This is a genomic window from Vicinamibacterales bacterium, from assembly GCA_035699745.1.
Lineage (GTDB): Bacteria > Acidobacteriota > Vicinamibacteria > Vicinamibacterales > 2-12-FULL-66-21 > JAICSD01.
In genome coordinates this window covers 65,566-78,072 of sequence record DASSPH010000028.1, presented here as the reverse complement: position 1 = coordinate 78,072, position 12,507 = coordinate 65,566, and the positions used below count along the sequence as shown (strand labels likewise).

Below are 12,507 nucleotides of genomic sequence, written 5' to 3'. Positions count from 1 at the left end.
CGGCCGATCGGCGCGGCTGTGGTAAGATTTGCCGTGCCCCCTGTTTCTGACACCGGGCCTTCCTCTTTTCGGATTCCTGTCTCCGCCGTCGCCATCATCCCCGCGCGATACGAGTCGAGCCGTCTCCCCGGCAAGGCGCTGGCGGACATCGCCGGCCGTCCGATGATCGAGCACGTCTACCGCCGCGCCGCCGCGGCGGCGGCGGTCTCGCGGGTGATCGTCGCCACCGACGATCGCCGCATCTTCGACGCGGTGCGCGGCTTCGGCGGCGAGGCGGTGATGACCTCGGCCTCGCATCAGAGCGGCACGGATCGGCTGGCGGAGGCGGCCGCCTCGCTCGCCTGCGACGTCGTCGTCAACGTGCAGGGGGACGAGCCGCTGCTCGCGCCGGACACGATCGACGCCGCGGTGGCGCCGTTCACCTGCGACAGCGCGCTCGAGATGAGCACGCTGCGGCGCGCCATCACCGATCCGGCGGAGCTGCTGAATCCGAACGTCACGAAAGTGGTCGTCGACCGCGACGGCTTCGCGATGTATTTCTCGCGCGCGCCGATCCCGTTCACCCGCGCCGGACAGCCGCCCGCGCCCGCCTGGGCGCACATCGGGCTGTACGTCTACCGCCGATCGACGCTGCTGCGCATCGCGGCGCTGCCGCCGACCGCGAACGAACGCGCCGAAGCGCTCGAGCAGCTGCGCGCGCTCGAGCACGGCATCCGCATCAAGGCGATCGAAACCGACCGCGACACCATCGGCGTCGACACCCGCGACGATCTCGAACGGGTGCGCGCCATGCTGGCCCCCATCACCACCTGAGAGACCCAGATGCAACAGTCCGACAAGCGGCCCGTGAAATACATCCTCGTGACCGGCGGCGTGGTTTCCTCGCTCGGCAAGGGCCTGGCGGCCGCTTCGATCGGCGCGCTGCTCGAAGGGCACGGCTACAAGGTCGCGCTCCAGAAGTTCGACCCCTACATCAACGTCGACCCCGGCACGATGAGCCCGTACCAGCACGGCGAGGTCTACGTCACCGATGACGGCGCCGAGACCGACCTCGACCTCGGGCACTACGAGCGGTTCACCAACCAGGTCACCACCCGGAACAACAACTGGACGACCGGGAAGATCTACCTGCAGGTCATCCAGAAGGAACGGCGCGGCGATTACCTCGGCCGCACCGTCCAGGTGATTCCGCACATCACCAACGAGATCAAGGATGCGATCAAGACCGTGGCGCGGGACGTGGACGTGGTGCTGGTCGAGATCGGCGGCACGGTCGGCGACATCGAAAGCCTGCCGTTCGTCGAAGCGATCCGCCAGCTCCGCCAGGACGTCGGCCGCGAGAACACGCTCTACATCCACCTCACGCTGGTGCCGTTCATCGGCGCGGCCGGCGAGCTGAAGACCAAGCCGACGCAGCACAGCGTCCGCGACCTGCGCGCCATCGGCATCCAGCCCGACATCCTGCTCTGCCGCACCGATCGCCACCTCGATCAGGACATCAAGCGGAAGATCGCGCTGTTCTGCGACGTCGACGAGGAGGCGGTCATCACCGCGCGCGACGTCTCGAGCATCTACGAGGTGCCGACCGTGCTCGCCGAGGAGGGGCTCGATCGCATCGTCCTGCAGCGCCTTCACCTGCCCGCCAGCGAGGCGCGGATGGACGCGTGGATCGATCTCGTCGACCGCATCAGGAACCCGTCGGACGAGCTGACCATTCACGTCGTCGGCAAGTACGTCGGCTACGAGGACTCGTACAAGAGCCTCAACGAAGCGCTCTACCATGGCGGCTTCAAGCACCGGTTGAAGGTGAACATCCGCTGGGTGGAAGCGGAAGCGCTCGAGCAGCGCGGCGGCGAGCAGCTGCTCGACGGCGCGGACGGCATCCTCGTCCCCGGCGGGTTCGGCGATCGCGGCACGCGCGGCATGATGCGCGCCGCGCAGATCGCCCGCGAGCGCAGCATTCCCTACTTCGGCATCTGCTACGGCTTCCAGTGGGCCGCGGTCGAATACGCCCGGCACGTCTGCGGCATCGCCGACGCCGATTCGACCGAGTGCGCCCCCGACACCAAGTCGAACGTGATCTACAAGCTCCGCGATCTGCTCGGGGTCGACGATCTCGGCGGGACGATGCGGCTCGGATCGTACGAGTGCCGCCTGAAGCCCGGCTCGCGGGCGCAGGCGCTCTACGGCAGCGACGTCATCGCCGAGCGCCACCGCCATCGCTACGAATTCAACTGCCTGTTCGAGAAGACGCTGACGGAGAAGGGGCTGGAGATCGTCGGCCGCTCGCTGGACGGCAAGTTCGTCGAGATCATCGAGCTGCCCGATCATCCGTACTACGTCGCGGTGCAGTTCCACCCCGAGTTCAAGTCCAAGCCGCTGAAGCCGCACCCGCTGTTCGCCGGATTCGTGGAGGCGGCGCTGCGCCACAAGCAGGCGACCCGCCAGCCGGCCGCGGCCTCCGTGGTAGGGTAAGCGCGTGCTCACCTCCCGGGTGGACCTTGGCGGCGCGAGCCTGGGCGGCGGCGGCCCCCTGGCGCTCATCGCCGGGCCCTGCGTGATCGAGAGCGAAGCGCACGCGATCGAGACCGCGCTGGCGCTGCGCGACATGGCGCGCCGCGCCGGCACGCCCTTCGTCTTCAAGGCGTCGTTCGACAAGGCGAACCGCACGTCGGCGCACGCATTCCGCGGCCCCGGCCTCGTCGAAGGCCTCCGCGTGCTCGCCCGGGTCGCGGAAGAAGCCCGCGTGCCGATCCTCACCGACATCCACGAGCCGTCGCAGGCCGCGCCCGCCGCGGAAGTGGCGGACGTGCTGCAGATTCCCGCGTTCCTCTCGCGGCAGACCGATCTGATCGTCGCCGCGGCGCGCACCGGGCGGGCGGTGAACCTGAAGAAGGGGCAGTTCCTCGCCCCGCTCGACATGCGGCACGCGATCGAGAAGGTCACCGCCGCCGGCAACAGCAAGGTGATCGTGACCGAGCGCGGCTACAGCTTCGGCTACAACAACCTGGTGGTCGACATGCGCGCCTTCCCCATCCTGCGCACCCTGGGCTATCCCGTCGTCTACGACGTGACGCACAGCCTGCAGCTGCCGGGCGCCGGGGACGGCGTCACCGCCGGACAGGCCGAGTTCATCGAACCGATGGCCTGCGCCGGCGCCGGCGCCGGCATCGACGGCGTGTTCATGGAAGTTCACCAGGATCCGTCACGGGCGAAGAGCGACGCGCAGAACGCGCTCCGCCTGGATCTGCTGCCGGCGCTGCTCGACAAGCTGGTGCAGATTCACCAGGTTCGCGCCGCCGCGGCGGTGCCGCGATGAGCCAGGAGACCACCACGATTCTGGACCTCGCGCGGAAGGTCCTGCGCCTCGAGGCAGCCGCGATTCTCGGCCTGGTCGATCGACTGAACGGCGACTTCGAACGGGCGGTCGACCTGCTGTTCGAGTGCCGCGGCCGGGTCATCGTCACCGGCATGGGCAAGTCCGGGATCATCAGCCGGAAGATCGCCGCGACCTTCTCCAGCATCGGCACCTCCGCGTTCTTCCTGCATCCCGCCGAGGCCATTCACGGCGATCTCGGCGCGATCCGCGATGACGACGTGGTGCTGGCGCTGTCGCACAGCGGCGAGACCGAGGAGCTGATCCGGCTGTTCGAATCGATCCGCCGCCTCGGCGCAAAGCTGATTGCCATCACCGGGTCGCCGAAGTCGACGCTGGCGCGCGCCGCCGACGTGACGCTCGACTGCAGCATCGCCAAGGAAGCGTGCCCGATGAATCTCGTCCCGACGGCGAGCACGACCGCGTCGCTCGCGCTGGGCGACGCGCTGGCGATGTCGCTGCTCGTCCGCAAGGGGTTCCGCGAGGAGCAGTTCGCGGCCTTCCATCCCGGCGGCAAGCTGGGCAAGAAGCTGATGAGCGTCGAGCAGGTGATGCACGGCGGCGACGCCGCGCCGATCGTGGCGATGTCGGCGGTGATGCCGGACGTGATCCACCAGATGTCGAGCAAGCGCCTCGGGATGACCTGCGTCGTCGACGACGAGGGGCGGCTGGCGGGCGTCTTCACCGACGGCGACCTGCGCCGGCTGATGGTGGCGCGGCCGCCGAACGCGGTGCTGGCGCTCACCGCCGGCGAGGCGATGACGCCCCGGCCGCTGACCATCTCGCGCGCCATGCTGGCGGTCGAAGCGCTGCGCATCATGGAAACCCACAAGATCACTTCCGTCGTCGTCGTCGACGCGGACCGGCGCGTCGACGGCGTGGTGCACCTGCACGACCTCTGGCGCACGCAAATGTTCTGACCGTGCGCGACCTCAAGCTGCTGCTGTTCGACGTCGACGGCGTCCTCACCGACGGCACGATCCTGGTCCACGCCGACGGGAGCGAATCGAAGCACTTCAACATCCGCGACGGCGCCGGGATGGTGTGGGCGCAGCGCGCCGGCCTGTCGATCGGACTGCTGTCGGCGCGGTCGGCCGATGCCACGGCCGCGCGCGCGGCGCAGCTGGGAATCAGGATCGTGTCGCAGGGGGGCGCGGACAAGCTGGCGGAGTACGAGCGGATCCTCGCCGACAACGGATTGACGGACGGTCAGGTGGGCTACATGGGGGACGATCTGCAGGATCTGCCGGTGCTGCGGCGGGCGGGATTCTCGGCTGCGCCGGCGGATGCCGCGCCCGAGGTGCGTGCCGCCGTGCAGTGGGTGAGCCGGAGCGCCGGCGGCCGCGGCGCGGCCCGCGAATGCATCGAGCACGTGCTGCGCGCGCAGGGACACTGGAAGACCGCGGTGTCGGGATTCCTCGACGCTTGATGGGCACATCGTCCGCGCTGCTCATCGGACTGCTCGCCCTGCTGGCCGGTCTCGCCGTCGGCAAGGCCTGGGAGCGGTACAAGCTGAAGGACGGCGTCTGGATCGACCGGCGCCGCGCCCGCGAGTCCCCGCACTACATGCTGGGGCTGAACTTCCTCGTCGCCAACCAGATCGATCAGGCGATCGACGAGTTGTCCAAGGCGGCGCAGCAGGCCGGGGACCCGCTCGAGATCCATCTGATCCTCGGGAACCTGTATCGCGAGAAGGGGCAGGTCGGGCGGGCGATCCAGGAACACCAGGGGCTGCTGCAGCGGCCGAAGCTGCGCAAGCTGGAACACGCCAACGTGCTCCTCTGCCTCGGGCTCGACTACCGCAGCGGCGGCTTCGTCGATCGCGCCATCGCCGCGTTCAGCGAGGTGCTCAAGCTCGACCCGGACAACCGCTACGCGCTGTCGAACCTCGAGAAGCTGTACGAGGATCAACACCAGTGGAACGAGGCCTACGCGATGCGCCAGCGGCTGGCGGCGCTGTCCTCGACGCCTTCGGGCGGCGCGGATTCACCGCGGCACGACGAAGTGCTGGCGTTCCTCGAGAACGAGTTCGGGCAGGCAGCCTTGAAGAGCGGCGACATGAAGGAAGCGTCGCGCCGCTTCCAGGCCGCGATCGAACGCGATCCGCGCAACACGCCCGCGCATCTGAGTCTGGGCGACCTCAGCATCCGGCAGGGCGACACCGCGGGAGCGGTCGCCGCCTGGGAGAAGATGATCGAGTCGTCCCCCGGCCGCGCGTATCTCGCGTTCGATCGCCTGGAGTCGGCGTACGCGGCGCTGGGCACGCCCGAGCGCTTCCCCGCGCTCTGCGAGAGCCTGATCGGGGGGAATCCGCAGGACTGGCGCGCCCGCCTGGCCCTGGCCCGCCATCTCGCCGGGCGCGATCGGCCGGCCGACGCGCTCGAGCTGCTCTTCCAGGCGCTGGTCCACCATCCGCACGCGCTCGTGCTCCACCAGGCGATCTGGCAGACGCTGTCGCAACTGCAGCTGCCGCCGGCGCTGGTGGCGCGCTACGAAGACCTCACGCGCGACGCCATCTTCTACCTCGACCCGCACGTCTGCTTGAAGTGCCGCTACCGGAGCACCGAACTGCTCTGGCAGTGCCCGCATTGCCACGAATGGAACACATTCGTCGAGGAGCGAATCGCGCCGGCGAAAGACAGCGCCGAAGTCTAGCGAGCGGCGGCTTCACCGCTGCTCCCGCAGTCGATCGTGAACCTCGCGCACCTGCCGGTCGGTCTCGGCATATCCGCGATCGGTCCAGATGACGTGCGTCGCCCGCTTCACCTTCTCCTCGATCGGCCACTGCGCGGCGAGGCGGCCGCGGGCGTCGCGCTCGGACAGACCGTCGCGCGCCATGACGCGGCGCACCTGTTCCTCCGGGCTGCACGCCGCCACCACGACGGCGTCGAAGTCGTGGTTGTGGCCGGTCTCGAAGACCAGGGGAATGTCCGCGATCGCGATGCGCGTCGCGGCCGGCAGGTTGGCAAACCACTCGCGGATGTGCCGGTAGACCTCGGGATGGATGATCGCCTCGAGCGCCGCCCGCGCGCGCGCGTCGCGGAACACGATGCGGCCCAGCGCAGGACGGTCGAGCGAGCCGTCCCCGGCGAGCACCTCGGGCCCGAATCGATCGACGACCGCACGCAGCCCCGGTGACCCGGGGGTGACCGCGTCGCGCGCCAGCTGATCCGCGTCGACGACCGGGACGCCGAGGTCGGCAAAGTGGACGAGACAGTAGGACTTTCCGGTCGCGATCCCTCCGGTCAGTGCCACCCGGAGCATGGGTCAGCGACCGCGCGCCTCGGCGGCCGCAATGGTGTTCTTCAAGAGCATGGCGATCGTCAGCGGTCCGACGCCTCCGGGCACCGGCGTCAAGGCCCCGGCGACTTCCGCGGCGGACGGGTGCACGTCCCCGACGACGATCGAGCCGCGCTTCGCGAAGGCTTCGAGCCGCGGCGATCCGGCGCCGAAGATCTGCTCGATGCGCGCCCGATCGGTGATCGGCGTCGTGCCCACGTCCACCACCGTCGCCCCCGGCTTGATGAAATCGCGCGTGACCAGGGCCGGCCGGCCGATGGCGGCGACGAGAATGTCCGCGCCCGCGGCGACCGCCGCCAGGTTCGGCGTCTTCGAGTGGCAGATCGTGACGGTCGCGTCGCGCTGGAGCAGCAGCATCGCCATCGGCTTGCCGACGATCTCGCTCCGGCCGATTACCACGGCATGGGCGCCGGCAAGCGTGATCCCGGATCGATCCAGCATCTCGATCACCCCGGACGGCGTGCACGGCTTGAGATGCGCGCGTCCCTGGACCAGCTTCCCGACGTTCACCGGATGGAACCCGTCGACGTCCTTGGCCGGATCGATCGCGTCGAACACGCGCTGCGCCGCGTGCTTCCCCATCCCTGCGGGGAGCGGCGACTGGACCAGGATGCCGTCGTGCGCGGCGCTGCGGTTCAACCGCTCGACGAGCGCCAGCAGTGCGTCGAGCGACGCGGTTGCGGGCAGACGCTGCAGGTCCACCCACAGCCCCGCGTCGGTCCCCGCCTTCACCTTGTTGCGGACGTACACCTCGGATGCCGGGTTGTCGCCGACCAGCACGATCCCGAGCCCCGGCGGCCGCCCCGCCCGCAGGGTGAAGGCCTGGACAGCCGGCTGCGCTTCCGCGCGAATCGCCGCGCCGATGGCCGTCCCGTCGATCAACTTCGCGCTCATGCCTGGGTTGCCGCCATTCCGAGGTCCTTCAGGTTCTCGACCCGGCCGAGCACGACCAGGTCGTCGCCGGGCCGCATCGCCGTGTCGGGCTCCGGGTTGAAATCCATGCGTCCGTCGGCGCGGCGAATGCCGACGACGACGACGCCGAAGCGCTGCCGCAGCCCGGCGTCGATCAGGCTCTGGTTCGCCAGCGACGAGCCCTGCGCGATGTGCACCTGCTCGAGCGCCAGCTCCATGTTGTCGGAAGACGTGGCGAGGTGGACGAAGTCCACGACCGCCGGGCGCAGCGCCGTCTGCGCCAGCTGCAGCCCCCCGAGATGGTAGGGGGAAATCACCCGATCGGCGCCGGCGCGCTGCAGCTTGATCCGCGAGTCCTCGCTCTCGGCGCGGCCGACGATGAACAGGCTGGGGTTGAGCAGCCGCGCGCTCAGGACGGCGTAGACGTTCTCGGCGTTGGTGCTCACCGCCGCGATCAGGCCGCGCGCCCGTCCGATGCCGACGCGCTTCAGCGTCTCTTCGTCCGAGGCGTCCGCCTCGACCGCGAGGTAGCCGCGATCCATCGCCAGGTGCAGGCGCTCGGGGCTGCGCTCGATGACGACGAACGGCACGTGCTGGCGTGCGAACTCGCTGGCGATGATCTCGCCCATCCGGCCGAAGCCGCACACGATGAAGTGATCGCGGAGATTGTCGAGCATGCGTGCGAGCCGGCGCCGTTCAAGCCGCTCGACGAGGCCGCCCTCGGCGAGCAGGGACATGAACAGCGTGAACGCGTAGAAGAACGCGCCCACGCCGGAAAGCAGAATGACCACGGTGAAGGCCCGCCCCGCCTGCGACAGCGGGTGGACCTCCCCGTATCCGACGGTCGTCACCGTGATGACCGTCATGTAGAAGGCGTCCCACGCCGACCAGCCCTCGATGAGGACGTAGCCGACGGTGCCGCCCGCGTGAACGGCGATGATGACCAGCGCCACCAGGCGCCAGCCAATCCACCATGGCCGTCCGCGCGTCACGCCCGCTCAGCGCGGCGCCGCGGCCGCCCGGGCCGCTCCGTGACGCAGCACGCTGTTCCTGTACCCGTAGAGGAAATACAGCACCACCCCGATCACCATCCAGATGACCAGCCGCTCCCAGGTCTCCTTCGGCAGGCTGGCCATCAGGGCCAGCGACACCAGCGCGGAGAGGATCGGGACGGCCGGCACCATCGGCGTCTTGAACGGCCGTTCGAGATCGGGGCGCTTCTTGCGCAGCACGATGATCCCGAGCGAGACGATGACGAACGCCAGCAGCGTGCCGATGCTGACCAGCTCGCCGAGGATCCGGATCGGCGTGAAGCCGGCCGCCAGCGACACGACGACGCCGGTGATGATCGTGGTGATGTACGGGGTGCGGAACTTCGGATGAATCTTCGCCGCCCACCGCGGGAGCAGGCCGTCCTGCGCCATCGACATGAAGATGCGCGGCTGGCCCAGCATCATGACCACCATGACCGAGCTCAGCCCGGCAATCGCGCCCAGCTTGACGATGTAGGGCATCACGTTCATCAGGCTGGCCATGAACCCGGTGCCGGCCTGCGCCTTCGCGGCGTCGATCGCGACCGCCATCGGCGCCGCGACGCCGAGCTGCTGATACGGCACCAGGCCGACCATGACCGCGGACACGAGGATGTACAGCAGCGTGCAGACGACCAGCGAGCCCAGGATGCCGATCGGCATGTCGCGCTGCGGGTTCCGCGCTTCCTGCGCCGCCGTCGACACGGCGTCGAATCCGATGTAGGCGAAGAAGATGACACCTGCCCCGCGCATGATGCCGCTCCAGCCGAACTCGCCGAAGGTGCCGGTGTTCTCCGGGATGAACGGGTGCCAGTTGGCCGTGTTCACGAACATCGCGCCGCTCGCGATCACCAGCAGCACCACCGCCACCTTGACGACGACGATGACGTTGTTGACGCTCGCGGACTCCTGGATGCCGACGACCAGGAGCAGCGTGACCAGCACGGTGATGATCACCGCCGGCAGGTTGAACACCGCGGTGACCACGTTCCCGTCGGCCAGGGTCACTGCCGTGCCCGGCGCGGCGCTGAGCGCCGCCGGGAACTCGATGCCGAGATCGTGCAGGAAGCTGACCACGTAGCCGGACCAGCCGACCGCGACCGTGGCGGCGCCGAGCGCGTATTCGAGGATCAGGTCCCAGCCGATGATCCAGGCGATGAACTCGCCGAGCGTGGCGTAGCCATAGGTGTACGCCGAGCCGGCGATCGGCACCGTGGACGCGAACTCCGCGTAACACAGCCCCGCCAGCGCGCTCGCGACTCCGGCCAGCACCATCGAGATCACGATGGCGGGGCCGGCGTGCGCCGCCGCAGCCTGCCCGGTCAGGACGAAAATGCCGGTCCCGATGATCGCGCCGACGCCGAGCGAAACGAGATTCCCGGGACCCAGCACCCGTTTGAGCCCATGGCCGGTATCCGCCGCTTCGGCCTTCAGCTGGTCGATCGGTTTAGTCGCCCAAATTGACATTAGCTGTCCTTTCCTCCGTGTGGCTGGCGCAAAAGTCGCGGCATTATACTGTGACCGCGGCATGCGGCGGGTCCGGCTCGGCACCATCCTCACCACGTTCGTCCTCGTGACGTCGGTTCCCCTCGCCGCCCTCGCCGGCTGGCTGACGTGGACGTCCGGCACGCAGCAGCAGCAGTTGATCCACGCCCAGAACATCGAAAAGGTGCGGGCGGTCTCCGCCGCCATCGACCTCGAAGTCGAGCGGACGATGGGAGCGCTCGTCGCGCTCAGCACCCTGGATCCGATCGATCAGGCCGACCTGCGCCACTTCGTCACCATTGCCGCGCGGCTGCTCCCGATTCATCCCTCGTGGCAGGCGGTGCGGCTGATCGATCCGCAGGTCAGGGTCATCGCCAGCACCCTGCCCGACGACGCGGTCTCGGGCGATACGGAGTGGATCCACCGGATCGTGCAGACCCGGCGCGGCGCGGTGTCGACCGTCCGCCGTTCGCCGGCCGGCGCCTGGGTCGTCAACATCGGCGTGCCGGTCGTTCGGGGCGGCACGGTCCAGTACGTGCTGGCGTCCCGTGTCGCCGCGCAGGCCCTGACCGATTCGCTGCGGCGCCAGCAGGCCCCGGAAGGGGGCGTGCTGACACTGCTCGACGTCGAGCAGACGATCGTCGCCCGGACACGGAACGCGGAACTGTACGTCGGCGGCAAGCCGACGGCGGATTTCATCGACCGCGCGCGCAACGCGCCGGCCGGCAGCTGGCGTACGGTGCTGCTCGAAGGCGTGCCCGCCTACTCGGCGTGGTTTCGATCCCCGGTGACAGGGTGGACGGTCGGGCTCGGCATGCCCTCGGAGGCGGTGGACCGTGCCCTTCGCGGGCGAACCGCCGCGATCATCGCCGCGGGAATCGGAACGCTCGGCGTGGGACTGTCGATCGCGCTGGTGCTCGGGCGCCGCATCGTCCGTGCCGAGACCGGCGCCGCCGAGGCCGCCAAGGCGCTGGCGCGCGGCGAACCGGTTCCGGTCGTGCGATCCACGATCGTCGAGCTCGACGAGCTCGGCATCGCGCTGCGCGAGGCGGCGGGGATTCTCGAGCAGCGGCTCCGCGAGCGCGACGCCGCGGCGGAGGCGCTGAGCCGCGCCAAGGACAATTTCATCGCCACGGTCTCGCACGAGCTGCGCACGCCGCTGAACGCCATCTACGGGTGGGTCGCGATGCTTCGCACCGGCAGCCTCGATCCGGCGCGGCAGCAGCACGCGCTCGAGGTGATCGAACGCAACGCGCGCGCGCAGTCACAGGTGGTCGAAGACCTGCTCGACATGTCGAGCATCATCCACGGCCGGCTGCGTCTCGAAGCGGAGCCGGTGGATCTGGCGGCGGTGGTGCGTTCGGCGGTCGAGGTCAGCGCGCCGACGGCCGACCGTCGCCGGGCCACGATCACCGTCCGCGATCCCGGAGAGCCGGTGGTCGTCGCCGGCGACCCGGCGCGCCTGCAGCAGATCGTCTGGAACCTGATCGCGAACGCGTTGAAGTTCACGCCCGCCGACGGCAGCGTCGACGTCGGCGTCTCCATCGCCGGCGAGAACGCGGTCGTCACCGTCAAGGACAACGGCGAAGGCATCGGCGCCGAATTCCTGCCTCACGTGTTCGATCGCTTCCGGCAGGAGAGCGATCAGGTCACGCGCCAGCATTCCGGGCTGGGCATCGGCCTGGCGCTGGCCAGGACGCTGACCGAACTGCACGGGGGAACGATCGAGGCCCACAGCGACGGCAAGGGGCACGGCGCCACCTTCATCGTCCGCTTCCCGCTGCACCGAGCCGGCGTCTGAACGCGCGCACCGCGTCAGCGGGATCGCCGCGCAGCAGGTCGGAGATCACCGCGACGGACGCAGCGCCCGCCTCGATCGCCTCGCGGGCGCGTTCGATGGTCATCCCGCCGATCGCCACCACCGGTTTGCCGCCGCCGGCGGCCCGCCGGACGAGCGCCAGCCCGCGCGCCGTGTATCCCGTGTCCTTCGTGGTCGTCGAGTAGATCGGGCCGACGGCGAGGTAGGTCGCCGTCGTACGCCAGGCCTGTTCGATCTGCGGCTCGTCGTGCGTGGAGACGCCGACGATGGCGTCGGGGCCGAGGATTGCGCGCACCTCTTCGACGCCGAGATCGTCCTGCCCCACGTGCACGCCGTCCGCGCCGGACAGCCGCGCGACGTCAGCGCGATCGTTGACGATCAGGCGCGCACCGGCGGCGCGGGCGCGAGCCACGGCGGCGTCGGCCAGCGCCAGGCGGTCGCGTGAGGACGGCGACTTGTCCCGGAGTTGAATCAGCCGCGCGCCGCCGGCGAGGAAGGCGTCGAGGATGGCGAGCGGCTCGAGCTGCCGTTCGCGGCAGAGAGGGACGTCGACGATCGCGTACAGGGGATCGAGCAAGACGGGT

At 69.6% G+C, this 12,507-nt stretch carries 12 protein-coding genes; 7 read left to right on the top strand and 5 right to left on the bottom strand.

All coding sequences use genetic code 11. The annotated features are described in order from the left end of the window. Positions 1 to 33 precede the first annotated feature (33 nt). Genes kdsB through VFK57_05345 form a run of 6 tightly spaced genes read left to right on the top strand, consistent with a single transcriptional unit; the run spans position 34 to position 6,031 of the window. Complete coding sequence (kdsB, locus tag VFK57_05370) at positions 34 to 813, top strand: 3-deoxy-manno-octulosonate cytidylyltransferase (protein HET7695118.1); 780 nt, start codon at positions 34 to 36, stop codon at positions 811 to 813. A gap of 33 nt (positions 814 to 846) precedes the next feature. After that, a complete protein-coding gene (locus VFK57_05365) occupies positions 847 to 2,475 on the top strand; it encodes a CTP synthase (GenBank protein ID HET7695117.1) in 1,629 nt (542 codons plus the stop codon). 4 nt (positions 2,476 to 2,479) lie between these two features. Continuing rightward, complete coding sequence (gene kdsA, locus VFK57_05360; protein ID HET7695116.1) at positions 2,480 to 3,319, top strand: 3-deoxy-8-phosphooctulonate synthase; 840 nt, start codon at positions 2,480 to 2,482, stop codon at positions 3,317 to 3,319. Next, positions 3,316 to 4,296: a KpsF/GutQ family sugar-phosphate isomerase gene (locus VFK57_05355; protein ID HET7695115.1), complete on the top strand. Its 981-nt coding sequence runs from the start codon at positions 3,316 to 3,318 to the stop codon at positions 4,294 to 4,296. The genes kdsA and VFK57_05355 overlap by 4 nt, the downstream gene beginning before the upstream one ends. 2 nt (positions 4,297 to 4,298) lie before the next feature. Continuing rightward, complete coding sequence (locus VFK57_05350; protein ID HET7695114.1) at positions 4,299 to 4,805, top strand: HAD hydrolase family protein; 507 nt, start codon at positions 4,299 to 4,301, stop codon at positions 4,803 to 4,805. Continuing rightward, positions 4,805 to 6,031 carry a tetratricopeptide repeat protein gene (locus VFK57_05345; protein HET7695113.1) on the top strand — a complete coding sequence of 409 codons (1,227 nt, stop codon included), beginning with the start codon at positions 4,805 to 4,807 and terminating at the stop codon, positions 6,029 to 6,031. Before VFK57_05350 ends, VFK57_05345 begins: the two co-directional genes overlap by 1 nt. A 12-nt stretch (positions 6,032 to 6,043) precedes the next feature. On the opposite strand, the gene coaE is transcribed toward VFK57_05345, so the two are convergent. The 4 genes from coaE to VFK57_05325 are packed head-to-tail and all read right to left on the bottom strand — an operon-like array spanning position 6,044 to position 10,086. After that, positions 6,044 to 6,640, bottom strand: a complete 597-nt coding sequence (gene coaE, locus VFK57_05340) for a dephospho-CoA kinase (protein ID HET7695112.1) — start codon at positions 6,638 to 6,640, stop codon at positions 6,044 to 6,046. A 3-nt stretch (positions 6,641 to 6,643) separates the two neighbouring features. Further along, positions 6,644 to 7,570: a bifunctional 5,10-methylenetetrahydrofolate dehydrogenase/5,10-methenyltetrahydrofolate cyclohydrolase gene (locus VFK57_05335; protein HET7695111.1), complete on the bottom strand. Its 927-nt coding sequence runs from the start codon at positions 7,568 to 7,570 to the stop codon at positions 6,644 to 6,646. Continuing rightward, the gene (locus VFK57_05330) at positions 7,567 to 8,580 is read right to left on the bottom strand and encodes an NAD-binding protein (protein ID HET7695110.1); all 1,014 of its coding nucleotides are present in this window, start codon (positions 8,578 to 8,580) and stop codon (positions 7,567 to 7,569) included. Before VFK57_05330 ends, VFK57_05335 begins: the two co-directional genes overlap by 4 nt. A gap of 6 nt (positions 8,581 to 8,586) precedes the next feature. After that, a complete protein-coding gene (locus VFK57_05325) occupies positions 8,587 to 10,086 on the bottom strand; it encodes an amino acid permease (GenBank protein HET7695109.1) in 1,500 nt (499 codons plus the stop codon). A 61-nt stretch (positions 10,087 to 10,147) separates the two neighbouring features. Between VFK57_05325 and VFK57_05320 the strand changes: the two genes are divergently transcribed. Then, entirely contained in the window at positions 10,148 to 11,905 is a 1,758-nt protein-coding gene (locus VFK57_05320; protein ID HET7695108.1) for a sensor histidine kinase, read from the top strand. Here VFK57_05320 and thiE read toward each other — a convergent pair. Next, positions 11,868 to 12,500 carry a thiamine phosphate synthase gene (thiE, locus tag VFK57_05315; protein ID HET7695107.1) on the bottom strand — a complete coding sequence of 211 codons (633 nt, stop codon included), beginning with the start codon at positions 12,498 to 12,500 and terminating at the stop codon, positions 11,868 to 11,870. The genes VFK57_05320 and thiE overlap by 38 nt on opposite strands. Positions 12,501 to 12,507: the final 7 nt, after the last annotated feature.